Annotated in this window: 33 protein-coding genes; 12 read left to right on the forward strand and 21 right to left on the reverse strand. The window is 65.9% G+C overall.

The window, feature by feature from the left end:
• Nucleotides 1-14 precede the first annotated feature (14 nt).
• Nucleotides 15-296 (forward strand): hypothetical protein, encoded by a 282-nt coding sequence (locus LDB29_RS11185; protein WP_025550104.1) that lies wholly within the window; start codon nt 15-17, stop codon nt 294-296.
• A gap of 38 nt (nt 297-334) precedes the next feature.
• Here LDB29_RS11185 and LDB29_RS11190 read toward each other — a convergent pair whose 3' ends face one another.
• From LDB29_RS11190 to LDB29_RS11205, 4 genes are read right to left on the reverse strand one after another with little or no spacing between them, the layout of a single operon-like run.
• Entirely contained in the window at nt 335-1,708 is a 1,374-nt protein-coding gene (locus LDB29_RS11190; protein ID WP_257554198.1) for a Coenzyme F420 hydrogenase/dehydrogenase, beta subunit C-terminal domain, read from the reverse strand.
• A complete protein-coding gene (locus LDB29_RS11195; RefSeq protein WP_037483270.1) occupies nt 1,705-2,793 on the reverse strand; it encodes a polysaccharide pyruvyl transferase family protein in 1,089 nt (362 codons plus the stop codon). The genes LDB29_RS11190 and LDB29_RS11195 overlap by 4 nt, the downstream gene beginning before the upstream one ends.
• Nucleotides 2,771-3,166, reverse strand: a complete 396-nt coding sequence (locus LDB29_RS11200) for a DUF6165 family protein (RefSeq protein WP_025550107.1) — start codon at nt 3,164-3,166, stop codon at nt 2,771-2,773. The genes LDB29_RS11195 and LDB29_RS11200 overlap by 23 nt, the downstream gene beginning before the upstream one ends.
• Nucleotides 3,167-3,181: 15 nt before the next feature.
• The gene (locus LDB29_RS11205; protein WP_226869856.1) at nt 3,182-4,060 is read right to left on the reverse strand and encodes a glycosyltransferase family 9 protein; all 879 of its coding nucleotides are present in this window, start codon (nt 4,058-4,060) and stop codon (nt 3,182-3,184) included.
• Between the two features lie 205 nt (nt 4,061-4,265).
• On the opposite strand from LDB29_RS11205, the gene LDB29_RS11210 reads away from it, so the two are divergent.
• Nucleotides 4,266-5,567 carry an NRAMP family divalent metal transporter gene (locus LDB29_RS11210; RefSeq protein ID WP_257554200.1) on the forward strand — a complete coding sequence of 434 codons (1,302 nt, stop codon included), beginning with the start codon at nt 4,266-4,268 and terminating at the stop codon, nt 5,565-5,567.
• A 2-nt stretch (nt 5,568-5,569) separates the two neighbouring features.
• On the opposite strand, the gene LDB29_RS11215 is transcribed toward LDB29_RS11210, so the two are convergent.
• The 8 genes from LDB29_RS11215 to LDB29_RS11250 all read right to left on the reverse strand — a co-directional run bounded on the left by LDB29_RS11215 (nt 5,570) and on the right by LDB29_RS11250 (nt 11,591).
• Nucleotides 5,570-6,298 carry a Crp/Fnr family transcriptional regulator gene (locus LDB29_RS11215; protein WP_048576829.1) on the reverse strand — a complete coding sequence of 243 codons (729 nt, stop codon included), beginning with the start codon at nt 6,296-6,298 and terminating at the stop codon, nt 5,570-5,572.
• A gap of 81 nt (nt 6,299-6,379) precedes the next feature.
• Nucleotides 6,380-6,619: a hypothetical protein gene (locus LDB29_RS11220; protein ID WP_025550110.1), complete on the reverse strand. Its 240-nt coding sequence runs from the start codon at nt 6,617-6,619 to the stop codon at nt 6,380-6,382.
• Between the two features lie 74 nt (nt 6,620-6,693).
• Nucleotides 6,694-8,760: an NAD(+) synthase gene (locus LDB29_RS11225; protein ID WP_099185648.1), complete on the reverse strand. Its 2,067-nt coding sequence runs from the start codon at nt 8,758-8,760 to the stop codon at nt 6,694-6,696.
• Complete coding sequence (locus LDB29_RS11230) at nt 8,747-9,286, reverse strand: CinA family protein (protein WP_025550111.1); 540 nt, start codon at nt 9,284-9,286, stop codon at nt 8,747-8,749. The genes LDB29_RS11225 and LDB29_RS11230 overlap by 14 nt, the downstream gene beginning before the upstream one ends.
• 17 nt (nt 9,287-9,303) lie before the next feature.
• Nucleotides 9,304-9,657, reverse strand: coding sequence for a response regulator (locus LDB29_RS11235; RefSeq protein ID WP_025550112.1), 354 nt, complete (start codon nt 9,655-9,657; stop codon nt 9,304-9,306).
• A 6-nt stretch (nt 9,658-9,663) separates the two neighbouring features.
• Nucleotides 9,664-10,566 (reverse strand): iron-containing redox enzyme family protein, encoded by a 903-nt coding sequence (locus tag LDB29_RS11240; RefSeq protein WP_044662676.1) that lies wholly within the window; start codon nt 10,564-10,566, stop codon nt 9,664-9,666.
• A gap of 125 nt (nt 10,567-10,691) precedes the next feature.
• Nucleotides 10,692-10,841: a lmo0937 family membrane protein gene (locus tag LDB29_RS11245; RefSeq protein WP_128830790.1), complete on the reverse strand. Its 150-nt coding sequence runs from the start codon at nt 10,839-10,841 to the stop codon at nt 10,692-10,694.
• Between the two features lie 135 nt (nt 10,842-10,976).
• Nucleotides 10,977-11,591 (reverse strand): hypothetical protein, encoded by a 615-nt coding sequence (locus tag LDB29_RS11250; protein WP_044662678.1) that lies wholly within the window; start codon nt 11,589-11,591, stop codon nt 10,977-10,979.
• Nucleotides 11,592-11,857: 266 nt separating this feature from the next.
• Here LDB29_RS11250 and LDB29_RS11255 point away from each other — a divergent pair, with 266 nt between their 5' ends.
• Nucleotides 11,858-12,346: a hypothetical protein gene (locus LDB29_RS11255; RefSeq protein ID WP_025550114.1), complete on the forward strand. Its 489-nt coding sequence runs from the start codon at nt 11,858-11,860 to the stop codon at nt 12,344-12,346.
• A 13-nt stretch (nt 12,347-12,359) separates the two neighbouring features.
• Complete coding sequence (locus tag LDB29_RS11260; protein WP_099185647.1) at nt 12,360-14,423, forward strand: glycoside hydrolase family 65 protein; 2,064 nt, start codon at nt 12,360-12,362, stop codon at nt 14,421-14,423.
• On the opposite strand, the gene LDB29_RS11265 is transcribed toward LDB29_RS11260, so the two are convergent.
• Nucleotides 14,405-15,391 carry a DMT family transporter gene (locus LDB29_RS11265; protein ID WP_025550119.1) on the reverse strand — a complete coding sequence of 329 codons (987 nt, stop codon included), beginning with the start codon at nt 15,389-15,391 and terminating at the stop codon, nt 14,405-14,407. The genes LDB29_RS11260 and LDB29_RS11265 overlap by 19 nt on opposite strands.
• The gene (locus tag LDB29_RS11270) at nt 15,391-16,305 is read right to left on the reverse strand and encodes an SDR family oxidoreductase (RefSeq protein ID WP_052816734.1); all 915 of its coding nucleotides are present in this window, start codon (nt 16,303-16,305) and stop codon (nt 15,391-15,393) included. The genes LDB29_RS11265 and LDB29_RS11270 overlap by 1 nt, the downstream gene beginning before the upstream one ends.
• Before the next feature lie 207 nt (nt 16,306-16,512).
• Between LDB29_RS11270 and LDB29_RS11275 the strand changes: the two genes are divergently transcribed.
• Nucleotides 16,513-16,908, forward strand: a complete 396-nt coding sequence (locus tag LDB29_RS11275; RefSeq protein ID WP_025550121.1) for a DUF6766 family protein — start codon at nt 16,513-16,515, stop codon at nt 16,906-16,908.
• 137 nt (nt 16,909-17,045) lie between these two features.
• A complete protein-coding gene (locus LDB29_RS11280) occupies nt 17,046-18,083 on the forward strand; it encodes a PAS domain S-box protein (protein WP_025550122.1) in 1,038 nt (345 codons plus the stop codon).
• 6 nt (nt 18,084-18,089) lie between these two features.
• Here the strand turns inward: LDB29_RS11280 and LDB29_RS11285 are convergent, their stop codons facing one another.
• A complete protein-coding gene (locus tag LDB29_RS11285; protein ID WP_025550123.1) occupies nt 18,090-18,500 on the reverse strand; it encodes a low affinity iron permease family protein in 411 nt (136 codons plus the stop codon).
• A 208-nt stretch (nt 18,501-18,708) separates the two neighbouring features.
• Here LDB29_RS11285 and LDB29_RS11290 point away from each other — a divergent pair, with 208 nt between their 5' ends.
• Both LDB29_RS11290 and LDB29_RS11295 read left to right on the forward strand, forming a co-directional pair.
• Nucleotides 18,709-19,617: a dimethylarginine dimethylaminohydrolase family protein gene (locus tag LDB29_RS11290; RefSeq protein ID WP_257554204.1), complete on the forward strand. Its 909-nt coding sequence runs from the start codon at nt 18,709-18,711 to the stop codon at nt 19,615-19,617.
• Nucleotides 19,618-19,751: 134 nt separating this feature from the next.
• Nucleotides 19,752-19,931, forward strand: a complete 180-nt coding sequence (locus LDB29_RS11295; protein ID WP_025550126.1) for a hypothetical protein — start codon at nt 19,752-19,754, stop codon at nt 19,929-19,931.
• A gap of 156 nt (nt 19,932-20,087) precedes the next feature.
• On the opposite strand, the gene LDB29_RS11300 is transcribed toward LDB29_RS11295, so the two are convergent.
• Complete coding sequence (locus LDB29_RS11300) at nt 20,088-20,729, reverse strand: DUF4142 domain-containing protein (RefSeq protein WP_025550127.1); 642 nt, start codon at nt 20,727-20,729, stop codon at nt 20,088-20,090.
• A complete protein-coding gene (locus LDB29_RS11305) occupies nt 20,726-20,950 on the reverse strand; it encodes a hypothetical protein (protein ID WP_025550128.1) in 225 nt (74 codons plus the stop codon). The genes LDB29_RS11300 and LDB29_RS11305 overlap by 4 nt, the downstream gene beginning before the upstream one ends.
• A 227-nt stretch (nt 20,951-21,177) precedes the next feature.
• On the opposite strand from LDB29_RS11305, the gene LDB29_RS11310 reads away from it, so the two are divergent.
• Together LDB29_RS11310 and LDB29_RS11315 are read left to right on the forward strand one after the other, a co-directional pair.
• Complete coding sequence (locus LDB29_RS11310) at nt 21,178-21,366, forward strand: hypothetical protein (protein ID WP_025550129.1); 189 nt, start codon at nt 21,178-21,180, stop codon at nt 21,364-21,366.
• Between the two features lie 16 nt (nt 21,367-21,382).
• A complete protein-coding gene (locus LDB29_RS11315) occupies nt 21,383-21,604 on the forward strand; it encodes a hypothetical protein (RefSeq protein ID WP_025550130.1) in 222 nt (73 codons plus the stop codon).
• A 160-nt stretch (nt 21,605-21,764) separates the two neighbouring features.
• On the opposite strand, the gene LDB29_RS11320 is transcribed toward LDB29_RS11315, so the two are convergent.
• Nucleotides 21,765-23,009, reverse strand: a complete 1,245-nt coding sequence (locus LDB29_RS11320) for an NADH-quinone oxidoreductase subunit D (protein ID WP_099185968.1) — start codon at nt 23,007-23,009, stop codon at nt 21,765-21,767.
• A 247-nt stretch (nt 23,010-23,256) separates the two neighbouring features.
• Between LDB29_RS11320 and LDB29_RS11325 the strand changes: the two genes are divergently transcribed.
• Both LDB29_RS11325 and LDB29_RS11330 read left to right on the forward strand, forming a co-directional pair.
• Complete coding sequence (locus LDB29_RS11325; RefSeq protein ID WP_257554206.1) at nt 23,257-23,415, forward strand: hypothetical protein; 159 nt, start codon at nt 23,257-23,259, stop codon at nt 23,413-23,415.
• Nucleotides 23,412-23,594 carry a hypothetical protein gene (locus LDB29_RS11330; protein ID WP_025552051.1) on the forward strand — a complete coding sequence of 61 codons (183 nt, stop codon included), beginning with the start codon at nt 23,412-23,414 and terminating at the stop codon, nt 23,592-23,594. The genes LDB29_RS11325 and LDB29_RS11330 overlap by 4 nt, the downstream gene beginning before the upstream one ends.
• A 6-nt stretch (nt 23,595-23,600) precedes the next feature.
• Here LDB29_RS11330 and LDB29_RS11335 read toward each other — a convergent pair whose 3' ends face one another.
• Genes LDB29_RS11335 through LDB29_RS11345 form a run of 3 tightly spaced genes read right to left on the reverse strand, consistent with a single transcriptional unit; the run spans nt 23,601 to nt 25,850 of the window.
• Entirely contained in the window at nt 23,601-24,368 is a 768-nt protein-coding gene (locus tag LDB29_RS11335; RefSeq protein ID WP_257554207.1) for a ZIP family metal transporter, read from the reverse strand.
• Nucleotides 24,365-24,877, reverse strand: a complete 513-nt coding sequence (locus LDB29_RS11340) for a ferritin-like domain-containing protein (RefSeq protein ID WP_025552049.1) — start codon at nt 24,875-24,877, stop codon at nt 24,365-24,367. The genes LDB29_RS11335 and LDB29_RS11340 overlap by 4 nt, the downstream gene beginning before the upstream one ends.
• 1 nt (nt 24,878) lies before the next feature.
• Complete coding sequence (locus LDB29_RS11345) at nt 24,879-25,850, reverse strand: manganese catalase family protein (protein WP_025552048.1); 972 nt, start codon at nt 25,848-25,850, stop codon at nt 24,879-24,881.
• Between the last annotated feature and the right edge of the window lie 11 nt (nt 25,851-25,861).

Here is a 25,861-nt window from a genome sequence, read left to right on the forward strand (position 1 = left end):
GAAAGGACTTCATCATGAGCACATCGGACACGACCACCGACCATGACACCATCCGCAAATGGGTGGAGGATCGCGGCGGCCGCCCCGCAGTCGTCAAGGCGACGGAAGACAATGGCAAGGGCGGCGGCCTGCTGCGCATCGACTTTCGCGAGAAGGATGAGGCGCTGGACGAAATCGAGTGGGATGAATTCTTCCGCATCTTCGATGAGAACAATCTCGCCTTCCTCTATCAGGACAAGACGAAGGACGGGAAGGAAAGCCGGTTCAGCAAATTCGTGGAACGCGACAAGGGGTAAGCCGGCAGCAGGCGCCCGCCGACCATTGCGGCCAAGGGTCACGCAAAACGGTCGAACAGCTTCCCCAGCCAGCCGCGCGAATAAGCGAGGCCATGGTAGAGCTTCAGCATGGCCCGCGCCCAGACCAGGAACAGGCCGGGCCTGCCCAGAGCCTCGGCCAGCCGGAACACCGTGCCGCTGCCCCTGCTGATCGCGTGGCGCAGCCGATAGATCATCCTGCGCCGCCACGGCAGGCCCGCGCTGCCCGGCCGCACGCGCTTGCGCGGCCGGACGCCCGCCTTGCGCCAGCAAAGCCGATAGGCCAGTCCTTCCCGCCGCTGGCGAAAGCCCGCCGCCTGCGTTTCCCGCACGAAACCGGCGTCGACGGGTTGCAAGGCCAGCCTTCCCGCATCGATGCCTTCGCGCAGCATTGCATGCAGCGCGGGCGACCGCACCACCACGACATTGGTGCCGCGCCCGTCGGAGGAATAGGGTTCCACCCAGGCATCGCCAAAGGCGATGTCGGCGGTCTCCGCCACCACATCGTCGCAAAAGTCGCAGGCGCTGTTCTGGAAGAATCCCGACCCCCAGTCACCATCCACCAGATGCCACCAGTCCCGCATACGCTGTTCGCCGGCACGATCGGTCAGCCGCGCCCTGTACCAGTTGGCCGGCCGCTCCGGGTCCTTGACGCGATAGTCGATCTGCCGGACAGCGGCGGGGTCGAAAGCCATCTGCCGGGCGAAGCTGGACGCCATATGGCGGCTTTTCATATGCCCGCACACCAGGCCCAGCGTGAAGACAATACGTTCCCGCAGCAGCGGATCGGCGGCGCGGGCGAGATGCACCGCCTTGATGAAGCAGGGAATGCCGACGACGGCATAGCGGCCCGGCACCTCCCGGATCTCGCGCAGCACCTCGGCCATGTCGACGGGATAGTAGCGCGACTGCGCGCCCTCCCACAAAGCAGGAAGATCGCGCGCTATGCGATAGCGGAACAGACGCCCCTCGGTCGCGGGATCGGCCCGCGTCACATGCGCCACGCCATCCACCATCCCCCGGCGCAGCAGTTCACCCGCGACCCAGCTCACCATGCCGCCCGAACTGCCCCTTTCGCGATAGCCGGCTTCGGCGGCGTGGCCGACATAGGCAGCGTCGAACCGGCCGATATACTCGTCCTGCGCCGCCGCTGCCGGAAAGCGCTGTCGGGCGATCTCATCCTCATTCATGGCGTGCGGGGAAAAAGGACAGCATGCCGAAAAGCCCTCGCTCCGCCGCCGATACCAATCCGGATCGCCGGCCGGGTTGCGCTGGCCGTCCCTGTTCCACTCCAGCCGGGCCTGCTCGGGCCGGGCCTGCGCGACGCAGCCGCCGCAGCCGATGCAGAGGCCCGACGAAACCATGTCGCGGGGGCTGACCGCCGCCGCGCTCATGACGGCATCGCCAGCGCCCGCCGCAGGAAATCGCCCGACTGCGCCCGCAATCGATCGATGCGCTGCTGCACGGCCGATGCCGGCGGTTCGTCGAGGCTCCGGGCGACGACCCGATCATCATCCTCCGTCAGGATCATATGCCCTTGCGCGCCCAGCTCCCAGAGGAGATCGCGCACCTTGTTCATGCGGTAGGCGGAGGGCGCCGTGACGAAAGGACGCCCATTCAGCAGGGCGAAGACGCAGCCATGGAAGAAATTGGTGACGACGGCGTCGGCGCCCGCCATCAGCTCGGCGAATTCCAGCGGTCCGGCCTCCAGCCATTGCTCGTCCGCCCAGTCGTTGCGATAGCCTATGCTGCGGATCGGGAGCCCGCGCGCCCTTGCCCAGTTGCGGACGGAAAGACAGAACCACTCCGGGAAATTATGACCGTAAAGCGCCACATAGCCTTCGCCCGACGCGCCCCTGCGCACCGCCGGTCCGGGGAATTGCAGGCAAGGGTCCAGCACGATGTCGGGGTCATGACCCAGCGCGGTTCTGATCATCCGGCGGCTGTTCTGGTCGCGCACGGAAATGGAGGCGAAGTTGCCGATCTGGCTTGCCCAATGGTCGGACAGTCCCTCCGACGCATTCTGATTGCCGAAACTGGCCGCATAGGAGATCAGCGTCCCGCGAACCCCCTTGCCGTAAAAGGCCGAACATCCGCCATACCAGGGGTGGCGCAGGTTCCACACCTCGTCGCTGCCGACGATGACGGCGTCATAATCGCCCATCTCTTCCGGCCGGTCGATGGGAAAGCGGCGCGACAGAGGCAACCGCTCGAACGCCTCGCGAAATTTCCGGGTCTTGCGGGCATAGGCCGGAAAATCGCTGCGCGGCGTCCGCTGCGGCAGGGTGGGACTGAGCGCGCATCGAAGCTCCGCCCGGGTGACGCGCGGCGACTCATGGTCCAGCAATTCGGCCTCGACGCCCATGCGCCGCAACCCTTCGACCAGACAGCGCGCCTGCCAATAGGAACCGTAGTTGATGCAACGGTGGAATGTCAGGACGCCCAGCCGCCGCATCTCAGTCCGCTGCGCAGGCGGCATAGCTTTTTTCCTCCACCAGTTCGGAATCCAGCAGGCGGTTGATCTCCCGCTTGATCGCGGCGCGCCGGTCGTTCATCCTGTAGACCGACCGGGCAAGGTCGATGAAGGACGCGCCGAACCGCGCTGCCGCCTCTTCCCCCCGGATCGCGTCCTCGATTTCCCACAGCGCCTCGTTCACCCGCTTCAGGCTTTCGACCAAACCGCCCACGGCCCCGTCGCGCAGGGCCTGTTCGCCAATGGCGCTCAGCAACCGATATTCCCTGCCCACATTGTCCCGCGCGGCGGGCGTGGCGATCCGCTCCTGCTTGATCTGCAGGATCGTCATCTTGTCCAGCAGCTCCCCCCAGGACACCGGTACGGAAGGGGTCGGCATATATCCCATGTTCAGCTACCTTTCCGCTGCGAGCGCCGGACAGGCGGCAAGGTCGCGCGCCAGTTCGGCCAATGGCGTTTCCCAGTCGCCGGCGCTGGGCTGGGCATAGATCCGCATCGACGGATACCAGGGCGTGCCGCGCGCGCCGACCGGCCAGCGCCAGTCGGGATCGGACTTCAGCAACAGCCAGGTCGGCTTGCCCATGGCGCCGGCCAGATGGGCGATCATCGTGTCGACGGTGATGACCAGATCCGTCGCGCCGACCAGGGCCGCCGTCGCCTTCATGTCGAAGGGGCAGCCGTCCGGATTGAGCACGGGCAGCATCGTCGCCTCCGGCATCAGGCTGATGCAGGGCGCCATGGCGCAGATCGGCGCCAGCAGGTGCGGCGGAATGGACCGCGCAGGGTCCCACGGTCCCGCGCCATGGCAAAGCCCGACGCAACCATGCGGCAGCACGCCGCTTTCCGCCGCGAGATAGGGCATCGCCGCATCGGCGGGCGTCAGCCGAAGCGCGAAGTCCAGTTCCGTGATCTCCAGATCGCATTCCGACTGCGGCAGCGGATGGGCGTCGATAAAGGGGACGAAGCGGATGCCGCCGCCCGGTCCGGCGATGAGGTCGATCAGCCGCGGCTGCATCTCCACCGTCAGCGAGGCCGTGCGCGCCGCCAGCATCGGCAGGAAGCGCGCGAACTGGATGCTGTCGCCCAGGCCATGATAGCAGCGCACCAGACAGTGCCTGCCTTCATAAGGCCGCCCGTCCCATACCCAGCGCTGATGATAGGGCAGCGTCGGATCGTCCCGGCGGGCGGGATCGCGCCGCTGGAGTTCCCGTTCCGAAATCGCCCAGGCGGCGGCATGGTCCCCCGCGCGCATCGCAGCCGCCCAATCTGCCATGTGATCCGCCATGCCGTCCCCAATTCCCGCCCGGTGGAGCGCGTTCCGGACCGCCGGCGCGACCCGGACGATCCGCTAACCTATGTGATCGAAATTCCGGCATCGGCGCGTCGTGGAAACCGGCCCGCTATCATGGGTTAACGGCCATGCACCTCCCGCCGTGCCTGCCGTGTTGAACCACGGCTTTGCCCGTTCGAGGTGGAAATTGACTGCCCAATCCCGTGAACCGCTGAAAACCCTCAGGCCGGTGGACAGGCCGCGCCGGGGCGTCATGAAGATGCTCGCCGCCGGCATCGTGACCGGCGCCGCCGACGACGATCCTTCCGCGATCGGCACCTATGCCAGCGCGGGCGCGCGCTACGGCCTTGCCTTCCTGTGGATCGCGCCGGTCCTGCTGCCGATGATGTATGTCGTCGTCTATCTGTCCGCGAAGATCGGGCAGGTCTATGGCAAGGGCCTGTTCGCCTGCATCCGCGATCAGTTCCCGCGCTGGCTGCTGCTGCCGCTGGTGACGCTCGCCTTCGCCGGCAACATCATAGAGGCGGCGGCGGACCTGGGCGGCATCGGCGCGGCGCTCAACCTGCTGGTGCCGATCCCGGTGCCGCTGATCGTGGTGGGCGCGGCGGCGATCATCTTCGCCCTGCAATATTTCGGTTCCTACATGCTCATCCGGCGCGTGTTCCGCTGGCTGGCGCTCATCCTCTTCGCCTATGTGGCGGCGGCGGTCATGGCCCGCCCCGATCCCATCGCGGTGCTGCGAGCCACCTTCATCCCCGCGCTCAGGATCGATGCGCAATCGCTGTCGCTGATCGTCGCCTGCATAGGCACCTCGCTTTCCGCCTATATCTATACCTGGCAATCCAATCAGGAGGTGGAGGAGCAGATCGCCCTGGGCCGCCGCCGGCTCTGGCAGCGCAAGGGCGCGACCGCGTCGGAGATGAAGCGGACGAGCCGCGACGTGCTGACCGGCATGATCTTTTCCAACCTCATCCTCTATTTCATCCTGCTCGCGACCGGGATCACCCTGCACGCCGCCGGACGGACGGAGATCGAGACCGCCGCCGACGCCGCCGCCGCGCTGGAACCCATCGCCGGTCAGGCCGCGAAATTCCTGTTCGCCGCCGGCGTGGTCGGGGTGGGCTTCCTGGCGGTGCCGGTGATGACCACGGGCGCGGCCTATGACGTGGTGCAGGGGCTGGGCCGCGCGGGCAGCCTGCATGACGCGCCGCAGGACAACAGGCTGTTCTATGCCATCATCGCGGCGGTGACGGCGCTGGCGGTGGCGATGAACTTCCTGGGCTTCAACCCGATGAAGGCGCTGGTCTGGTCGGGCATCGTCCAGGGCTTTTCCGTGCCGCCGCTGCTGCTGCTCATGATGCTGCTCACCAACCGCCCGGCCGTGGTCGGCGCGCGCACCAACGGCCGCTGGACCAACCTGCTGGGCTGGACGACGACCGGCGTCACCTTCCTCTGCGCCCTGTCGCTGGCGGCGAGCTGGCTGCTATGAGCCTATTCCCGACGCATTTCCAGATAGCCGCTGTCGAAGCTCGCGATGCGGACGAGGCCGTCCCAGTCCAGCACGCGGATGGTCCGCCCGGTCCAGGACAGGACACCCTGCTGCCTCAGCCAGCGAACGACGCGGTTCATGTGCACCGGCGTGATGCCGAGCGCGTCGGCAATATGCGCCTGCGTCGCCTTGAATTCGAAGGCCGTGCGCGAACCCTGGCCCGCGCATTCCAGCCGCAACGCCATTTCGCACAGCAGATGCGCGGTGCGCGCCGCCGCATCCCGCCTGCCAAGGCTGACCACCCATTGGGCGATGATCGAAGCGTCGACCACGCAGTCGCGCCAGAAGGCCTCCGCCACGCGGGGATGGGCGCGCGAGACCCGCAGCAGTTCCTCATGCGGGATCTTCAGGTAGGTCAGCGGCGCGGAAAGGGCCTGAACCGCCCATTCCACGCGCGGCAGCATGGCGGAATGCAGGTCGCACATGTCGCCGGGAATATACATCGCCGTGATCTGCCGCATGCCGTTGGGCAACTGCCCGAACCGCCCCGCAAGGCCTTCCGCCACCAGGCAGGAATAGGTCACCAGATGACCGGGAGGGACGATGTCGACATTGGGCGACACCTGCGCCAAATGGAAGCGCATGGACAGGATCGCCTGCCGTTCCTCCTCCGTCAGCGGGGAACGGATCAGAAGCCGGTTCAGGAAATATTGCAGGGCGGGATGCGGCATCAGCCGACGCTCCCCACAAGAGGGCGCAACCGCCGCAGGGCGATGATGCGCGAGGGGGGCGGCCTGCAGAATCGCCGCAGGTCAGCCACCGAACGTCACGACATCGCGAAAATAGATCGTTTCCAGCTTTCGGCCCTGATCGTCCTGCAAGACCAGATGATGATCGAGATTGACAGGCCGGCCGTGGATGACATGTTCCGCGATGATTTCGCGCCCGCTGCGGATCGCTTCGGCCCGCGCCTCCGCCACGTCAGCAAATTGCTGGCCGGCTTCGTCGATCACATTGTCGTCGTTGAACAGGTGAATGTGGAATATCGGCATGGGTGATAAAATCCGTGTTCGAAACATTGTTCCGGTGTCAGGCCGCGTGATCCCCACGACGACTTCGGCGGAGGTCAGCCCCCTTTGTCGTCGCCATCCAGACCACGCGCCAATTCATCGAGCCACACCGTCGCGGTCCCGTCCGACGGCGCCCGCCAGTCGCCTCTGGGCGACAGCGCGCCGCCGGAGGAGATTTTCGGGCCATTGGGCAGCGCGGACCGCTTGAACTGGCTGATCGTGAAGAAGCGGTAGAGGAAATTTTCCAGCCAGTGCCGGATCGTCGGCAGATCATAGGCGCGTTTGGCGCTCTCCGGATAATCCGTCGGCCATGCGCCGCTTCCGGCGTCGCGCCAGGCGTGCCATGCCAGAAAGGCCACTTTCGACGGCGGCAGGCCCAGGCGCACGATATGATGCAGGAAGAAATCGTTGAGCGCATAGGGGCCGACCCGATCCTCCGTGCTCTGCAAGGCGCCGTCCTCCCCCGCCGGCACCAGTTCGGGCGAGATTTCGGTATGCAATATCGCGTCCAATATCCGCGCAGTCGCCGCATCGAACTGGCCGGTCGCGATGCACCAGCGGATCAGGAACTGGATCAATGTCTTGGGAATGGCGCTGTTGACCGCATAATGGCTCATCTGGTCGCCTACGCCATAGGTGCACCAGCCCAGCGCCAGTTCGCTGAGGTCGCCCGTCCCCACGACGAAGCCGCCATGCCTGTTGGCCAGCCGGAACAGATAGTCGGTGCGCAGCCCCGCCTGCACATTTTCGAAGGTCACGTCATAGACCGGCTCCCCCCGCGCGAAGGGATGCCCCATGTCGCCCAGCATCTGGCGGGCGGCGGGGCGGATGTCGATCTCCTCCCCCTTCACCCCCAATGCGTTCATCAGCGCCCAGGCATGGCCCTTGGTCAACTCGCCCGTGGCGAAGCCCGGCATGGTGTAGCCCAATATGGCCGAGCGCGGCAGGCCCAGCCGGTCGCAGGCCTTGGCGGCGACGATCAGGGCATGGGTGGAATCGAGGCCGCCCGACACGCCGATGACGAAATGCCGGCCCGCGGTCGCCCGAAAGCGCGTGACCAGCCCCTCGACCTGGATATTGAAAGCCTCGTAGCAATCCGCCGCAAGCTGCCCCGGATCGGCGGGGACGAAGGGAAAGCGCCGGGGCGACCGGTGCAGGCCGACATCCTTGCCGCCGCGCAGAAAGGGAAAACGCACGGTACGGAAGCGGGTTTCCGGATGCCCGGCCGCGGCCGCATTGTCGTTGAAGGTGCCGTTGCGCATCCGCTCCAGCCGCAGCCTCTGCACATCGACATCCGCGTAGAGCAGTTCCGCCGCATCCCCGAACCGCTCCGATTCCGCCAGCAGTTCGCCCAGCTCATGCACCATGGCCTGCCCGTCCCAGGCCATGTCCGTGGTGCTCTCGCCCGTGCCCGCCGCCGAATAGGCATAGGCCGCCTGACAGCGCACCGACTGGGAGGCGGATAGCAGATGCCGGTCGCGCGCCTTGCCGATGGTGATGTTGGAGGCCGAAAGATTGCACAGGATCAGCGCGCCCGCCATCGCCCCCATGGTGGAGGGCGGCAGCGGCGCCCAGAAATCCTCGCAGATCTCGACATGGAAGATGAAGTCGGGATAGCTGTCCGCCGCGAACAGCAGGTCCGTGCCGAACGGCGCGACATGGCCGCCGACGTCGATTTCCAGCCCGGAAAGACCGGCTCCGGACGCGAACCAGCGCTTTTCATAATATTCGCGGTAGTTGGGCAGATAGCTTTTCGGCACCACTCCCAGCAGCCGCCCGTCCGCAATGACCAGCGCGCAATTGTAGAGCCGCCCGCCGCGCCGAAGCGGCGCACCGATCAGCAACACCGGCCAGCCGGCGCTCGCCTCGATCAGCGCCGCCGCCTCCCGTTCCACCCTGTCGAGCAGCGCTTCCTGCAGGTGCAGGTCGTCGATCGCATAGGATGACAGGCATAGCTCGGGAAACAGCAGGAGGTCGGCCGCGCCGCCCGCCGCCTGCCGCGCAAGCGCCCGGATCGCCTGTGCATTGGCTCCGACATCGCCAACGCTGCCCTTGGGCGTCGCCGCCGCGACACGGACAAGGCCGTGGCTATGGATCGACGCGAACCTTTCAACCTCGCTCAAGGGCATGCCTCATCATCTCGAGCGCGACCCGGATGGACCTGATCCGCACGGGTCCTCGCCCTATGTCCCCGAAATGCTCTTCCCGATGCTCGGTCGGCCCGCCTAGTGCGGCGCAGGCGAAATGGACCAGGCCCGCTTCTTCCCCGGGCGGGGCCGCACCGGCATAGCCGGTTATGGCAAGCGCGATGTCCGCATGGGACCGTTCGATCGCGCCATCGGCCATCGCCATGGCGACCTCCCGGCTGACCGCACCGCAGGCCGCGATCCGCTCGCTGCGGATGCCCAGCAATTCGCATTTGGCATCCTCGCTATAGACGACGAAGCCGCGTTCGAAGGCATGGCTCGCGCCCTCCACATCGGTCAGCAGCGACGCCAGCAGCCCGCCCGTGCAGCTTTCCGCCGTCGCCAGCGTCAGTTCGGCGGAACAACAGTCCTTCAGCAAGGTGGCGGCGGCATTCTCAATATCTTCGGGAATGATAGGCGACAGGGTTTCCGCCGTATCGCCCTTCCCATCCGATGCGCTCATGGCGGGCCATCCTCATTCTAATGCACGATCCGGCGCAGGGCATCGATCAACTGGCGGGACAAGGCCCATTTGGGCACGAGCGGAGCGCCGGGATGAGCGTTGACGGCAGGATGCGCAAAGGCGCCGGTGCAGAACAGATAAGGGATGTCATATCGGTCCAGATCGTCGGCGAGCAGACCGACATCCCCATCCCTCACCCGCACGTCGAGCACCGCGCCCGCCGGGAAGTCCGCCGCGACCGCCGCCATGCCGTCCGCCAGGCTGGCATATGGACCGTCCACCTCATAATCCGCGTCTTCCAGCAGGTCCGCGATGATGCCCGCTATCGCCGGATCGTCCTCCACCAGCAAAATTTTGGGATTTGCCGCCATGGCGCCTCATCCCAATCCGAAATGCGCGCGATAGCGCTCGAAACAGCGCTCCCCGCATTGAAGGCGGATCAGCGCGCCTTCCGCCATCGCCGTCGCCCGCCGTGGGTCTTCGGCGACGAGCGGCACTATGGCTTCATCGTTCCAGTCGCGGCTGTGCTTGACGTCCAGCACGGCATGCAGATCGAAATAGCGCCTTTCGCTGCCGCTGAGCCCGATGCGGCGCAGGCCCTGGGCAGTATGGGCGGAACGGCCGGGGGCGGTCAGTTCGATCACGCCCAGCGCGCCGACGCTGTGCCAGGCATAACAGCGCGACGTCGCCATCGCCGTCATCGCATTGGCGAGGGCCAGGCTCTGCCAGACCGTGCTCTCGACCCCGATGTCGAGGTGAAGTATGTCGACCAGCTGGCCCAGCATCGGGCCGTGCATGCCCTTGGCATTGCCGCGGCCCATCTCGTCCCAATAGTTGCGCGCCAGTTCCAGCTTGGCGCGCGGCGGCAGCTTCACCTGAGTCAGGGCGACCAGATCGTCGAAACCCGCTTCCCCCGCCGCTTCCTGCGAAAGGAACCATCGAATCTCGTCCCGGCTCGCCTCCTGCGCCAGCCAGGGGAAAAGCGCGTCCTTCTGGCCGGGTCCGCTTTCCTTCAGTCCTTCGAACCAGGCGATGAACCCGTCCGGGTCGGTCGGCGCCTGCGCCGCTTCCTCGCGAACTTCCGCCCGCAGCTCCTCGATAAAGCCATGCTCCAGACGAAGCATCCGCCGATCGCGGTCGAATCTCTCCGCGGTCATGTCCGAAGGAAATGCTGGCGAAAGCCGTTCACGATTCCAGTAGGTAAGCTCCTCCTGAAACGGCTGCTGCAGAAATTGTGACCCGTGATATTCCCATTGTGTCGCCACGATAAAACCTCTCATTCATCATGGCTAAAAATCCCGGGACAGGCGAGCGTTCCTGAAAATCTTACTGATCCGGATCAACTCTGCAGGAAACGACCATGATGACTGCCGGACGGGTGCCGACAATCATCCTGGTGAAACGATCAGGGAACCCGTCGGCCCGCCACAAGCTGATAGACGAGGACGACCAACGCCAATACCAGCAGCAGGTGGATCAGTCCCCCGCCCACCGGCACGATGAATGCGCCCAATGCCCAGAGGACGAGGAGGATGATAAGGATGGTCCACAACATGATCGGCCTCGCTGTCGCTAAGTCAGGCTGGATAAGTCGCGCCGCCTGCGATTGTTCCGACGCGATCCATTCCCGTGCATGAAACATGGCGGCTCCGCTCAAGAAGCCGCCATGTCCGGGGTCCGGCGTCTGCCGTCAGCGCTGGGTGACGGTCGTGGTCGTCTTCTCCACCACGGAAGCGCGGGCCGGGCTCGTCGTGCGCTGCACCACCTTGCGCTTGACCGGAGCGGCCTTGCGCGTCGCAGTGGGGGTGGTCTTCACGGTTTCCGTGGTGACCGTGGTGGTCGCGGGCGCGGGCACCGCTGCGGCGGCGCGGGCGGCGCGGGCGTCTGCTGCCGCGGAAGCCGCTGCGCGCTCGGCGGCTTCGGCGCGCGCATTGGCCGCCGCGGCATCCTGTTGCGCGGCCACGGCCGTCGATGCATGCACCTGGGCGTCGGCATCGGCGCGCAGGCGGCTTTCACCGATTGCGGTGTCCGCAAATTGCTGCGCTTCCACCGCCGTCCGGATGGCGGCCTGTTCCTTGCCGCTCTTGAGATGCTCCTGCGCCAGACGCAGGGACGCCTGGGCCTTCGCCAACACCGCCGGATCGAAGTCGCCGGCCTTCAACTTGCCCGCAGCGTCGATTTTCCCCTGGGCCTGCGCAATCGCCGCAAGCGCGCGTTCTTCATCGCCCGCCAGCGCGGGCGTGCTTGCCAGGAACAGGGCCGATGCAGCAGCGAAAGCACGCATGGAAAAGCTGATCTCACGCATATACTCTCCTGTATTCGTTTCTTGAGGCCACGAGAACGAATCATGTGGCGACTGTGTTCCACTTGGATGATGCGGATGCCGACTGTCGCATCCTCCGCCAAGGTCTGGGCCTGATCTTCGATGCCGATATATTTCTCTTCCGGATGGGAACAGGATTGCACCGGAATATAAGGCGACCGCCCTAACATGAATTATATGGCTTGCCCCGGCATCGGGGAACCTGCCCGCGAGAGCCGCCGTTCTTCCGCCGAGGAGGCCGTCTGCACATGACACCGAAGAGCTGGAGCCTTGGACTCGGTCTTTTCTCCATCGGTCTGGGACTGGCGGAAGTCGCACGACCACGCGCCATTGCGAGGCGGCTGGGACAGGACCATGCCGCCGCCCGTGCGACGATAAGGCTGTTCGGAGCGCGCGAGCTGCTGGCCGGCGCAGGCATCCTTGCGGCGCCGGCGCATTCCACGCGGGTCTGGAACCGCGTGGCGGGCGATGCCCTCGATCTTGCGGCGCTCGCCCTGGCCAGCCGGCGCCGCCCGCTCTGGGGGCCGATGGCCTTCGTCATGGGCGCCACGGTGGCGGACATCATCGTGGCGCGCGCGCTGGACCGAAAGACCGGGAAGATGTTGCCGCTGTCTCCCGGCAAGCCGCGCATACCCCCCGATCCGCCTGCCGACGACCAAGGGTCCCCCACCACCATAGAGCCGGACGACATGGCGTTTCACCATGCGCCGCCGGTGCCCACGCGACAGGTGCGATGACCGGGGCGGGGAGATGACCTCCGCCCCCCTCAATCCGCCGCCCTGTCGCGGCGCCCGCGGCAGCGACCTGCCGGCCTATGTCGGCAACGGCATGATCGGCCTTCGGGTGCGGGAAATCCCCCTGCTGGCGGGTTCCGCGATCCTGAACGGCGTCGTCGGTCCCGATCCGGACAAGGGGATCGAAGCGGCGGTGCCCATTCCCTATCCGCTCGCCGCCGACATCGCGATTGGGGAGGCATGGCTGTCGGACCAGCCCTGGGCCGCCGAAGACCTTCTGCAGAGCTATGACTTCGGCACAGGGGAACTGTTCAGCCAGTTTCTCTTCCGCATCGGGGACGTGGCGCTGACCGTGGAGGTCACGACTTTCGCCAGCCGCAGCGACTGCTCGCTGGTCCTGCAGGAAAGCCGCATCACCGCCGGGCAGGCCTGCTCGATCCGGCTGCGCACGCTGGTCGATTCCCGCCCGGCGCAGGGACGCATGGCCGAAAGGCGCACCGGCGGCCCCTCCGCCGGCGGGGGCGAAGGGTCGCTGCTCTGGGTGCCCGAGGGCGATCTCAGCCATTGCGGCATTGCCTTCCACAGCCGCTGCTCGCTGACGGACGACAGCATGATCGCGCCGAAATTCGGCTCCGGCCCTCTGGTCGCCGAATATCGCGTCGACCTGAGGGCCGGCCAGCCGGTGGAACTGCATCAGATCGCCGCCCTCATCCCCTCCATCGTGCATCACCGGCCAAGGGAGGAGGCGGTCAGACGCGCCAGCCTAGGCGCGCGGCGCGGGCTGGCGCGTCTGCGCGCCCTCAATCGGGAAAGCTGGGCGGAAATCTGGAAGGGCCGCATCGTTGCGCAAGGCGCGGAACCCCGGCATCAGCAACTGATCGACGCCGGCTTCTACTATCTCAACGCCTCGGCCCACCGCTCTTCACCCGCCGCGACATCCATGTTCGGCCTCGCCCATTGGCCGGGCTATCATTATTATTACGGCCATGTGATGTGGGACATCGACGCCTTTTGCGTGCCTCCCCTTCTGCTCCTGCAACCTGGCGCCGCCCGCAGCCTGATCGACTTCCGGGCGCGCCATGTCGAGGCTGCCCGGCGCTATGCCCGGCTGGATGGGAAGCCGGGCATGCGCTTCCCGTGGCAGGCCGCGCCCCTGAGCGGGGAGGAGGCCGCTCCGGACGATGGCCCGGCAGCAGCCTTCGCCGCCCACCTGTCCCTCCACGTCGCCCGCGCCTTTTCCCTGGACGCCGATTGCACGGGCGATCTGCGCTACCTGCGGGACCGGGGTTGGCCGATCATCGCCGGCGTTGCCGACTGGCTGACCGGGAGGCTGCGACGCACCCAGCGCGGCGCAGAGCTGCCCTGCGCCACCGGCCCCGCCGAAGTGCCGGATCCGCCGGACAATGACAGCTTCACCCTGATGACGGCCGCCGACCTGCTGAAGCGCGCGATCCGGATCGGCGCCGGCATCGGCGCCGACATCCCGGCGGCCTGGCAGGACATGCTGGACGCGCTCTACCTGCCGCGCCGGAGCGACGGGGTCATCCCCGCGCATGAAGACTTCCGCATCGACGAGGACAAGGGCGCCACGCCCAGTCCGCTGGCGGGCCTGTTCCCGATGGACTATCCCGCAGGCGAAAGGGAGCGGCAGGCGACGCTGGACTTCTTCCTGTCCCGCTGGCGCGATTATGTGGGATCGCCCATGCTGGCCGCCTTCTATCCCGCCTGGGCGGCCATGGCGGGCGACCGGAAGCTGGCGCTCGACCTGTTCGAGGAGGGCTATGCCGCCTATGATGCGGGACGGTTCCACCAATGCCTGGAATATCGCGTCGACCATCCGGACTCGGCCGTGCCCGCCGGCCCCTTCCTCGCCAATATCGGCGGCATGCTGATGACGATGCTGTTGGGACTGCCCGGCCTCCGCATCAGCGGCGACAGTCCGGAGGCATGGCCCCACCGCCCCGTGACGCTGCCATCTGGCTGGTCCTCCATCGCCGTCGATCGCCTCTGGGTGCGGGGAAGGCCGATGCGGCTGATCGCGGAACAGGGCAAGGATCGCGCTCAGATCCTGCCGGCATAGCCCGGCCGCCGCAGCAGGCGCCCGCCCCGCAGCCGCAACCGGCCGAGAAATCCTTCCCGCCGCAGCGTATAGGCTCCGCCCGCCGCCACCAGGGCAATGCCCAGCAGCGAAACGCCGTCCGGCAGGGCGCCGAAGGCCAGATAGCCGACCAGCGTGGCGAACAGCACCTGCGCATAGGAGAAGGGCGCCAGGAACGACGCCTCGCACCGCCGGTAGGCCAGGATCAGCAGCAATTGCGCGGCGGCATAGAGCAGGCCCATCAGCGCCGCGGCCGCCACCTCCCCCCGGTCCATGGCCGTGAACCACAAGGGGCTGCCCGAAGTCAGGACCAGCAGTCCCAGACCCGACGACCAGAACAATGTGATCGACAGCGGATCACGGTCCCCGATCCGGCGTGTCACGACGATGCCCAGCGCGCCGCATAGCGCGGAACCCAATGGCAGGAGGGCGGAGGGCGCGAAGGCGCCCGCCCCCGGCCGGACGACGATCAGCACGCCGGCCAGACCCAGCAACATGGCGGTCCAGCGCCTTCGCCGCACGACCTCGCCCAGCAGGGGGACGGACAGCATCGTCACGAAGGCGGGCGTCGCGAAAGATATGGCCGTCGCCTCCGCGACCGGCAACCGCCCCAGGCCCAGCAGGAAGAGGCTGGCGGAAAGCAACAGGCACAAGGCGCGCAGCGATTGCAACCCCGGTTGGCGACTGCGCCACGGCACGCTGCCCGCCCGCACGGCCAGCATGGCGGCAAGCATGAAGAAAAGCAGATAGCGCAGCCAGGCGACCTGAAATCCGGGAAGCGTCTTGCCCAGCCCCTTGGCAAAGACGTCCGAAATGGAAAACAGGAACACCGCGCACAGGATCATCCCGATCGGCCGCCAGGGCGAAGCGGGCCTTTCCGCCGCCGCCTCCACCTGCGGCGGCACGCCGTCAGGGCCGGGCCATCCTACGATGGGCTCGCCGCTGCGCATCAGGTCCAGTTGGCGCTGTCGGCCGCGTCGATGCTCAATGTTCCGCCGCTGACGAAGCGCGCCTCGTCGCTCAGCAGGAAAAGCGCGCCGGCCGCAATGTCCTCCGGCTTGACCCAGGCATAGCCCATCGGCGTCGCATCCCTGCGCGCCTCCAGATAATCGTCGCGCGTCGGATTTTCCTTGTCGGGGACCACCTGACGGAAGCGTTGCTCGCTGGACATCATCGGCGTGTCGACAGGCCCCGGCAGGATCGCGTTCACGGTGATGCCGGCCTTCGCCACCTCCAGCGCGGCGACCTTGGCAAGGCCGATCAGCCCCCATTTGGACGCCACATAGGGGGCGGCGTTGGGCTCGGCATGGCGCGCATCGCCCGAAGCGACGACGATCACGCGCCCGCGCCCGGCTTGGCGCATGCTGCGCAGCGCAGGCGAGAGGATGTTGAACACCCCCAGCAGATTGTTGCGGACCACCGTCTCGAATATCTCCGGGGTAAGGTCGACGATCTCGCCCTCGATCGTCAGGGCGGCATTGGCGATCAGGAAATCCAGCCCGCCGAAGTGCCGCTCGGCCAGCGCCACCAGTTCGCGCGCCAAGGCCGGATCGCCTGCATCGCCGACCTTCCAGACCACCTCCGCACCCAGCGTTTCGCAGATGCGCTGGGTCTCCGTCAGGTCGGCGCGGGATGTCCGGGGATAGGGCGTGCCTTCGGGCAAGCCCTCGCAAATGTCGCAGATCACCAGCCTGCACCCTTCCCGCGCCAGCGCCACGGCGAAGGCCCGCCCGATGCCGCGTCCCGCCCCGGTGATCAGGGCGGATCGCCCGGTGAAGCGGGGGGTGGACGTGACCGGCGGCGCGGCGGGCGGATCGGCGGGGTGGGGCATGACGGCGCTCTCCGGCTCGGGAAGACGACCCATATCGCTTCGGCGTGGCAGGCTGTTCCGGAATGCCGCCCCGAAACGCGCATGGCGATGACCTGGGTTAGCATCTCTCCCGCCCCCCGGATTCCTTCCGGCCCGACCGCATGAGACAAAAGGCGCAAAGGCCAACTTATGTTAGTGATCCCAATCCCTTGCCGGGCGTTTCATCTTCCACGTGGAAGATGATGCAGGGAAGCGGCCTTCATGAAACGATATGCCTATGGATGGATCACGGCGATATTCTTCCTGGTTTCCATCGTCGGTCACTGGGCGTTCGGATGGCTCGCCTATGTGGACGACGCGCGACAACATGGGCAGGCCGCCGAATTCGCGCAATATGCCGTGGAAATGGGCCGCGACACTTTCGAGAACTGGCAATCGGAATTTCTGCAACTGATCTGGCAGGTCGTCGGCCTTGCCTATTTCCTCTATGTCGGCTCCCCCGCGTCGAAGGAGAATGATGATCGGATGGAGGCCAAGATCGACGCGCTGCTGAAACTGCAAGGCGGGGAGAAGGCGGATGCGCTGATCGCGGAACTGGACGATCGCTACCTCCGAACCCATGGCCACGCAAAGCCGCACGGCCATTTCACAGGCTGAAGGCCACCCGCCTCACCCGCATCACAGGCACTCCAGGGCGGAGAGCTTAACCTGCTTTAGTGCATGGAGGCCGGGCGCCATTATAAGCGGCCAGTCAACGCCATCGCCCCTGAATGGGGGCACGCAAGGAAGCAGGATTGTCGGATATACCAGCTACAGCCAGGGCGGCAGGCGGTTCGGACGGAAAATCAGAGATCGATGCCGGCGCCTGGCTGGCCGCCATCGTTGAAAATTCCGACGACGCCATTCTGAGCAAGACGCTGGACGGCATCATCACGACATGGAACGGGGGCGCCAGCCGCCTGTTCGGCTATTCCGCCGAGGAAGCGATCGGCAGGCCGGTGACGATCGTCATTCCCGAAGACCGCCTGCATGAGGAAGATCATATCCTCGCGCGCCTGAGGGCGGGAGAGCGGATCGATCATTTCGAGACGGTTCGCCGGCGCAAGGACGGCACGCTCATCGCAATATCGCTGACGGTTTCCCCCGTCCGCAACGCGGCTGGGCAGATATTGGGGGCATCCAAGATCGCGCGCGACATCACGGCGCAGAAACGCGCAGCCGCGCAACAGACCCTGCTGCTCAAGGAGATGCGCCACCGCGTCAAGAACCTCTTCGCGCTGGCCACCGGGCTGGTGGCGCTGAGTGCGCGCGGAGCGAAGGATGTCGGGGAACTGACGCGCGATCTGACGGCGCGGCTGATGGCGCTCGCCGCCGCGCACCAGCTTACCTTGCCCGATGTGGACAATGAGGGGACGGCGGGAACCGCCACGACCCTGTTCTCGCTGCTGGAGGCCATCGTCGCCCCCCATGAACTGGCGGATGAGCGCAAGCGCATATTCGTGAAGGGCACGGACCTGACCATCGGCGGTGGCGCGTTGACGTCGGTTGCGCTGCTGCTGCACGAATTGGCGACCAATGCCGCCAAATATGGCGCGCTCTCGACGCCGGACGGCCGGTTGGACGTCACCGTCAGCATCCAGGATGACGATGCGCTCATCCAGTGGGTGGAATGCGGCGGCCCCACCCTGGACCGGGCGCCGGATCGCGAAGGCTTCGGAACGGCGCTGGAGCAGGCGTCGCTCAGGGGAACGGGCGGCACCCTCGTCCGGTTGTGGAAGGATGCCGGCCTGACGATAGAGATCCGGTTCAGGCTGAGCCGTCTCAGCCAATAGCGGCGCTCAATACCGCTTGAGCAAGCGTTCGACCGTGGGGGCGGCCGACCCTTCGCGGCCCGATTTGTCCTTGATGTCGCGTTCCAGCGCGTCGCGGATGGCGGCGATCTGCGCATCCGTCAGATGTTCGATGCCGACAAATTCCACGCGCGCCCTGTCCAGGGCCCGGATGATCTCGTCCAGTTTCGCCTGCATGGCCGCGCCGTCGCGGTTCTGGCTGTTCTGGATCAGGAAGACGGCGAGGAAGGTCAGCACCGTCGTGGCGGTGTTCACGATCAACTGCCAGGTATCGGAGAAATGGAGAAAGGGCCCTGACACAGCCCAGAGGAGGATCAGCAAGGTGGATATGATGAAGGCCTGGGGCTGTCCCATGAGGCGTGCACTGCTGGTGGCGATGTTGGTGAAAATTCGATCCATTATTTTGCGCCTGCGACAATATGGCCCCCATTGCAAAGAATAGGTGCGAACCGAACCGCCGACATTAACTTATGATAGTGCCCGTAAGCCGTCGATTTTCCGGGCAGGAGCGGCGCAATGCTTCGACAGTCGCGGGAAGATTGCCGGGATACAGTCGCAAGGCGGATGCGTTGAACGCGAAGGAAGCAAGGCGGCACGGAGCGCAGGCATGAAACTGGACTGGCACGGCGAAGACGGCGGAGCAGGCGCCACCATCATCCGCGATTTTTTCGTGGAATGGGAAAGCGACAGGCTGACCGACGTGCTGCTTTGCGCGCCTTCCCATCTGGAGCCGGTTCCCTGCTGTTCGGTGACGCGCGAAAGCCTGCGCAAGGGACTGGCGGTTTCGGTCGACAAGGCCGAACGGCAACATCGCGCCCTGCGCGGGGCATTGGCCGATCATCAGGTGCGGTGCCATCTTTTGCCGGCGCATGCCGATCTGCCGGACCTCTGCTTCACCCGCGATACGGGCGTGGCGACGCCCTGGGGCCTTGTCGCGTTGAATCCCGCCATGCCGCACCGCGCGCGGGAAGCGGACCATGTGGCGCAGGCCTTGTCCCGCCTGGGCGCCCGCCCCGTCCGGCGCATCCGCGAAGGCAGGATCGAGGGCGGCGACATCTGCCTGGCGCGGCGCGGGCTGCTGATCCTGGGCATATCCGGCGAGCGGACGGACGAGGCGGGCGCCCATGCCTTTGCGGAGCCCTTTGCCGCCAATGGCTGGGACATTCTCCGCTACCCCTTCGATCCGCATTTCCTCCATTTAGACACGCAATTCTGCATGCTCGACGCCCATCATGCACTGGCCTGCGTCGACGTTCTCGACGATGCCTTCCTCGCAGCCGTCGAGGCGCGCGGCATCACGCTGCTGCCCGTTTCCTACAAGGAGGCGCGTGGCCTGGGCTGCAATATCCTCTCCATCGACAGCCGGACGATCCTGATGGGCGCAGGGCATGACGACGTCGCCGCCCGGATCAGCGCGGCGGGATTTCAAGGCGTCGCGCTGGACGTGTCGCAATTCGCCGCCTGTGGAGGCGGCATCCATTGCATGACCATGCCCCTTCGGCGGACGGCCTGCTAGGCGGGCGCGATAAGCCCCAGACGGTCTTTCCCGAAGTCGTTCATCTGGGTTAGCGCCAGCGCATGAAAGGGGCCGGCGTCCGGAACGCCGCAAGCGCCGCTCCGTTGATCCTTCGATCATATCAGGAGGCAGGAATGGCGCAAAAAGGTGCAGGCGGAAATCCGGGCGCGGTCACAAAGAAGGGCGGCGATGGCGCTCATGGAAGCACCGGCACGGGCCGCGGCGGCGGCAATAACGCGCGCGGCAGCGGCAGCGCCAGTTCCGGCAAGAAGAAGGAAGACGGGAAAACGGCCAGCGGAAAGGGCGACCGCTAGAGCCAACCGACATTCAGCCCTGACGGCCTGCAAATGAATGCTTTTGCGTTTCCGGCGCCGGGGGTACAGCGGCGCCGGTCGGAATCCAGTTCGCGCCGGTAGAAACAGGCGATTGCCCTCGGCATTCCGGCCGTGCCATCCGGGCATTTCCGCAGGTCATTGCCCGGCCGGAACCGGCCTGGCGGTCGGACCGAAGCTGGCGTCCAGCGCCTCCGCCTCCCTGCGATGCGCCGCGATCACCGGGACCATCTCCCCGGCCATCTTCTTCAACGCGGGATAATCGCCCCGCCGGGCATAGCTGCTCTGCAGGTTGAAGGCCTCCAGATGCGCCGCCGCCTGCTGGCCGACATAGACGCTGTCGAATTCCCGGTCGCCCGAACCGTTGAGGGCCCCCAGCATCGCCCGGCGGCGCGCATCGATATTCTGCGGGATGGCGATGTTGACCGGATTGTCCGCAACGAAGCGCCTGAGCCGCTCGCTGCTCTTCTGGTGGTCGGAGACCATCTTCCGCGCAAAGGCCTTCACCTCGGGCGCGCGGGCACGCACCATGGCGATCTTGCCCGCCTCTATCTCATACATGTCGCCGATCGCGGCCTGCGGAATGTAGAAGGTGGTGGTCACCGCCTCGTCAGGGCGGGAGACGCCCTCGGGCTTCGGCCCTTCATAATGCTTGGCCACCGTGGCGCTGCCATTGGCCGGTCCCCGTTCGGACGCGCCATCGGTCTGGTTGCAGGCGGAAAGGGCCAGCATGGCGAGGCAGGCGGGCAGTCCCGGCCGGAACGAACGGCCGCCGGTCATGGCTGCGTTCCATTGCCGGCCGCGCCCGGAGCGCCGATGCCGGGCATGGCGTTCGCGCCACCCATGTCGCCAGCGGCATTGATCGCCTCCTGCTGGTTCGTTCCGCCGGGCACCCTGCCATTCTCATTCTGCGCGGCGGGGCTGCAGGCGCAAAGCAGGGCGGAGGACGCCATCAGGATCAGGGCGGTCGATATGGGGCGGGGCATGCTGGGACAGAGCATGAGGTTCTCCTTCTGCGGGGCTGCTGCGGCGACAACGCCCGGCAGGCCGAAGGGCAGCGTCCGTGCGATAACCCTATGTTAGCGCGGGCGCGCTTTTCCCCTTTTGCGGCGCGGCCATCCGCCGACCCGGGAACCCCCTGCCGACGGGCCGCGTATAGAGGCTTTCCCCCATCCCGTGCGCCGCCATCCTGACGATGGAGCGCGACACATCGCGATCGGAGACGGCCATGTCGGTGACAGGTTTGACGGCGATCATCGTCCTCGTGGCGGCCGCGCTTCTGGGCGTCGTGCTCTACGGTCTGCACAGGGGCCGGTTGAGCCGGGGCGGCGCGCTCGCGGCGGCGATCCTCATATTGGCGGCCGCCTCCGTCATCCTGGTCTATCCGTCGGTTCTGACGACGACGCACATGAGCTGAAGAGGAGAGAGACACCATGACGATCGAGGATGAAGCCCTGACCGACGGAGACATCGCCACCGCCGGCGTCCAATGGGTGGCCGCGCTGGTCGGCAGGTTGGTGGAAAAGGGCCTGATCACCACCCAGGACGCGCAGAGCATCGCGTCGGAGGCGCGCGAACAGTGCAGGGCGGAGGGCGTGGCCAAGGCCGCCCGCGTCATCGCCGCCCTGTCGGAAGAGGGCGAACTGCGCGGCTGAACCGGCCGGTTCCCGCCTAGAGCCAATCGACATTCAGATGATGACGAGCCGAAAATGGTGGTTTTCCGTGACCCGGAGCGCAGCCTACTCAAAGTAGGTGAGCACCGGAAGCACGGAAAAGCGTCATTTGCAGGCCGTCAGGGCTGAATGTCGATTGGCTCTAGCGGTCGATCTCTCCGAACACGATGTCCAGCGATCCCAATATCGCCGTCACATCGGCCAGCATATGGCCGCGCGTCAGGAAATCCATCGCCTGAAGATGGCTGAACCCGGTCGGCCTGATCTTGCAGCGATAGGGGGCGTCCGTGCCGTCGGCGACCAGATAGACGCCGAATTCTCCCTTGGGGCTTTCGGTCGCGACATAGACTTCCCCGGCCGGAACGTGGAAACCCTCGCTGTAGAGTTTGAAATGATGGATGAGCGCTTCCATCGACCGCTTCATCTCGGCCCGTCGCGGCGGCACCACCTTGTTGTTGTCGCTCGACACGCGTCCGCCGGGCATGACGTTCAGGCACTGGCGCATGATGCGGGCGGATTGCCGCACCTCCTCCACGCGCACCAGCAGCCGGTCGTAGCAATCGCCCCGGCTGCCCACCGGTATGTCGAAATCCATCCGGTCATAGACGTCATAGGGCTGGCTCCGGCGCAAGTCCCACGGTACGCCGCAGGCGCGCAGCATCGGCCCTGAAAAGCCCCAGCGCAGCGCATCCTCCTTTGAAACCGCGCTGATGTCGACATTGCGCGCCTTGAAGATCGGGTTGTCGATGGCAAGGCCGACGGCATCTTCGAACATGGTGGAATAATGGTCCAGCCATGCCCCTATGTCGTCGAGCAGCTTTTCCGGCACGTCCACGCGCACCCCGCCCGGCCGGAACCAGGCCGCATGCATCCGCGCGCCCGATGCCCGCTCGTAAAAGCCCATGAGCTGTTCCCGAAGCTCAAGCAGCCAGAGATTGGGGGTCATCGCCCCGACATCCATGATATGTGCGCCCACGGAGAGCAAATGATTCTTGATCCGCGTCATTTCCGCGAACAATACCCGCAGATATTGGCCGCGCATGGGAACTTCCAGATTGAGCAGCTTCTCTATCGCCAGAACGAAGCTATGCTCCTGACAAAGGGGAGATACATAGTCGAGGCGATCGAAATAGGGGAGCGCCTGCAAATAGGTCTTATATTCTATCAGCTTTTCCGTGCCGCGATGCAGCAGGCCGAGATGCGGGTCGACCCGCTCCACCACTTCCCCATCCAGTTCCAGCACCAGTCGAAGCACGCCATGGGCCGACGGATGCTGCGGTCCGAAATTGATCGTGTAATTGTGGATGGCGGTGTCGCCGGGCGTCGGCTCCTCTCCTGCTATGGGATGAGCGAAATTCCGGGTTGCGCTGGTCGGTTCGCGGGCCATCATGTCCTTCCATCCGCCCCGTTCAATGGCAGGAGCGGCGCATCGGTAAGAGGGGGCGGCCTGCGGATGATCACGGGCGAGCCGGACGATGAGGAGAAGAGTAGAGCGGAACCGCCCCGACCGCATCGGAATGGACGCTGATCCATCTTAGCGCGGAATCGCCTTTGCCGGAACGCAGAAACACGTCCTTTCCTATGTTAGCGCAACCCATGAAATGGGGAAGAAATCGCCTCCGGATTCATCTGTGTTGGTGACATCTTCCTTCATCGGCGCTTCTTCATCGGAAGATTTTCGACAAAACAGCATGGCAAGGCGCAGCATGATCAACAAGGATGAACGACGGCGCAGGCTGGTCGCGAAACACCCGATTCCCGGCATGATCAAGTCGGGCAGGCAGGCGGCATGATCATCATAGCCATCGTCGCGGCGGTCGCGCTGGCGGGATTGACCGGCATCCTCGTCGCGCTGCGTCGTCGCCGGGTCGGGGCGTCCATGGCCATGCTGATGCTCATCGTCCTGCTGGCCGTTTGCGGCATGGCGCTTCTCTATCCCGCAGCGCTCACGCTGCGGTCGCCGGGCCGCTGAACGCCCTCAACCGAGCGCGACGTCGAGGCAGGTCATCACCGCAAGGCCGATCAGCAGGCTTCCCTGGGCGGCATGCCCGTCCTCGCCAAGTTCAGGGGCGATCTGGCTCATCACGACGCTGATCATCGCCCCCGCCGCAAGGCACAGGGCGATCGGCAACAGCATGGCGAAGCGATGCACCAGCGTCGCGCCCAGCGCGCCGAACACCGGTTCCACCAGTCCCGATGCCAGCGCCCCGGCAAAGGCCAGGAACGGCGGATAGCGCAACGCCAACGCGCTGCCCACGGCGAAACCTTCGGGTATGTTCTGGATTCCGATGCCCAGGGCCGTGGCATAGCCCTCTCCCCCCGCATCCCGCGCGAAGCTGACGCCGACCGCCAGCCCCTCCGGCGCGTTATGCAGCGTGATCGCCGCGACCAGCAGCCAGATGCGATGGCCCGTCCGGTCCAGCCCCTCCTCGCTGGTGAAACGCTCGACGGAAAAGCGACCGAGGACCAGCAGCAGCGCCCCGCCGACCAGTACCGCCACGGCAATCATGGCCGCCGCCGGCCAGGAGCCGATGCCCTGCCGGTCCAATATACCGATGGCGGGCACGATCAGAGAGAAGAAGGAAGCGGCGAGCATCACGCCCGCCGCAAATCCCAGCATCACGCCCTGACAGCGCGCCGCCGACAGGCCGATGCCCAATATGGGCAATCCGCCCAAGCCGGTCGCCGCGCCTGCCAGCAGGCTTGCAATCGTGCCGGCCAGAACCGGCGACAGGTCGATGCTCAATGGCTGGCCTGCTCTCCCCGGCTGCGCAGCGCGAGGAACCTGTCGATCACCCTGGGCAGCATCTCGTCCAGGAAGGTGGCCATCGCCAGTTCTTCGCGCAGGCTTTCCTCCAGCACGGGAATGGCCGCTTCGAACCCGCCCGCCTTGGCCATGGCGATCAGGGCCTTGTAGGCCGCCGCCTCATAATTTTCGAACGCATAGTTGGCGAGGCTGTTCTTGATGACCTCGTCCGGCGCCAGCGCGTGGGACAGCGCAGCAACGCTTCCCCCGAACTTCAGCGCCGCGTCCTTGATGGCCGACGGACTGTCGCCCAGCGCGTCCAATATGCCCTCCAGCCGTTCTATCTGGCGTTCGGTTTCGCCCCTGTGGCTGCGAAGCCGCGCCTCGACCTCGGTATATTGGGCGAGATGCTCGATCTGCCGGTCCATGATGCCCAGCGCCTGATGCTCGACGGCATGGGCGTCGCGCAGACCGACGATGAACATGTGCCGGACGGTGTCCTGGTCCATCTCACTCCCCGTCGGACGGGAGGGGGCTCTTGGCGGCGGCCTGCGACCGGGCGTCGGCCATGTCGCTCGCCCCGCCCAGATCCTCGTCGCTCAACTTGCCCGCGCCTGGCCCGCCGCCCAGGTCCGCGCCTGTCACCGGATTGGCGTTGGGATCGGACTGCAGCCGGCCGGTCATGGCCGCGAAATCCTGCATCTCCTGCTCGCGGAGCGTGACCGAGGCCTGGCCGTCGCCGCCATCGACCGGCAGCTTGCCCTCGACATCGTCCAGCCGTTCCCATTGCTCGCCCGTATTCCAGGGGCCGACCGCATCGCCCTCCCCCTGGGAGGCGTTGACATAGAGGTTGGCATAGGGAGCAAGGCCGGGCAGCTTGCCGGCGGGGAAATTGTCCTTGATCGAATAGAGCGCCTTCTCGAAGCTCTTCTGGTGCGAAACCTCCCGCGTCATCAGGAAACCCAGCGCATCCTTGACGCCCGGATCGTCGGTGATGTTGATCAGCCGTTCGTAGATGATCTTGGCCCTGCTTTCCGCCGCGATGTTGGACCGCAGGTCGCAGGTCGGGTCGCCGCGGCTGTCGACATAGGCGGCCGTCCATGGAACGCCCGAACTGTTGGTGAGCGAAGGCCCGCCGCCATAGAGGATCGACTGGGTATGGCTGTTGCCGCCCGCATTCAGCGACATGTAGAGTTCCGCCTCCTCCATCGACGCTTCGGTCAAGGCCGACTTCGCGCCCTTGTTCAGCATGGCGACGATCGATCCGATCACTTCCAGGTGACTGAGTTCCTCGGTCGCAATGTCCAGCAGCATGTCCTTCCGGCCGGGATCGTCCTCGGCAAGGCCCTGGGTGAAATAGCGCATGGCCGCCGCCAGTTCTCCGTCCGGTCCGCCAAATTGTTCCAGAAGAAGCGAAGCGAGCGCAGGATTGGTTTCCGAAACCCTGACCGTATATTGAAGCCGCTTGTTATGCATGAACATGGAATGGTCTC

This window comes from Sphingobium sp. CFD-2 (genome assembly GCF_024611135.1).
Taxonomy (GTDB): Bacteria; Pseudomonadota; Alphaproteobacteria; order Sphingomonadales; family Sphingomonadaceae; genus Sphingobium; species Sphingobium fuliginis.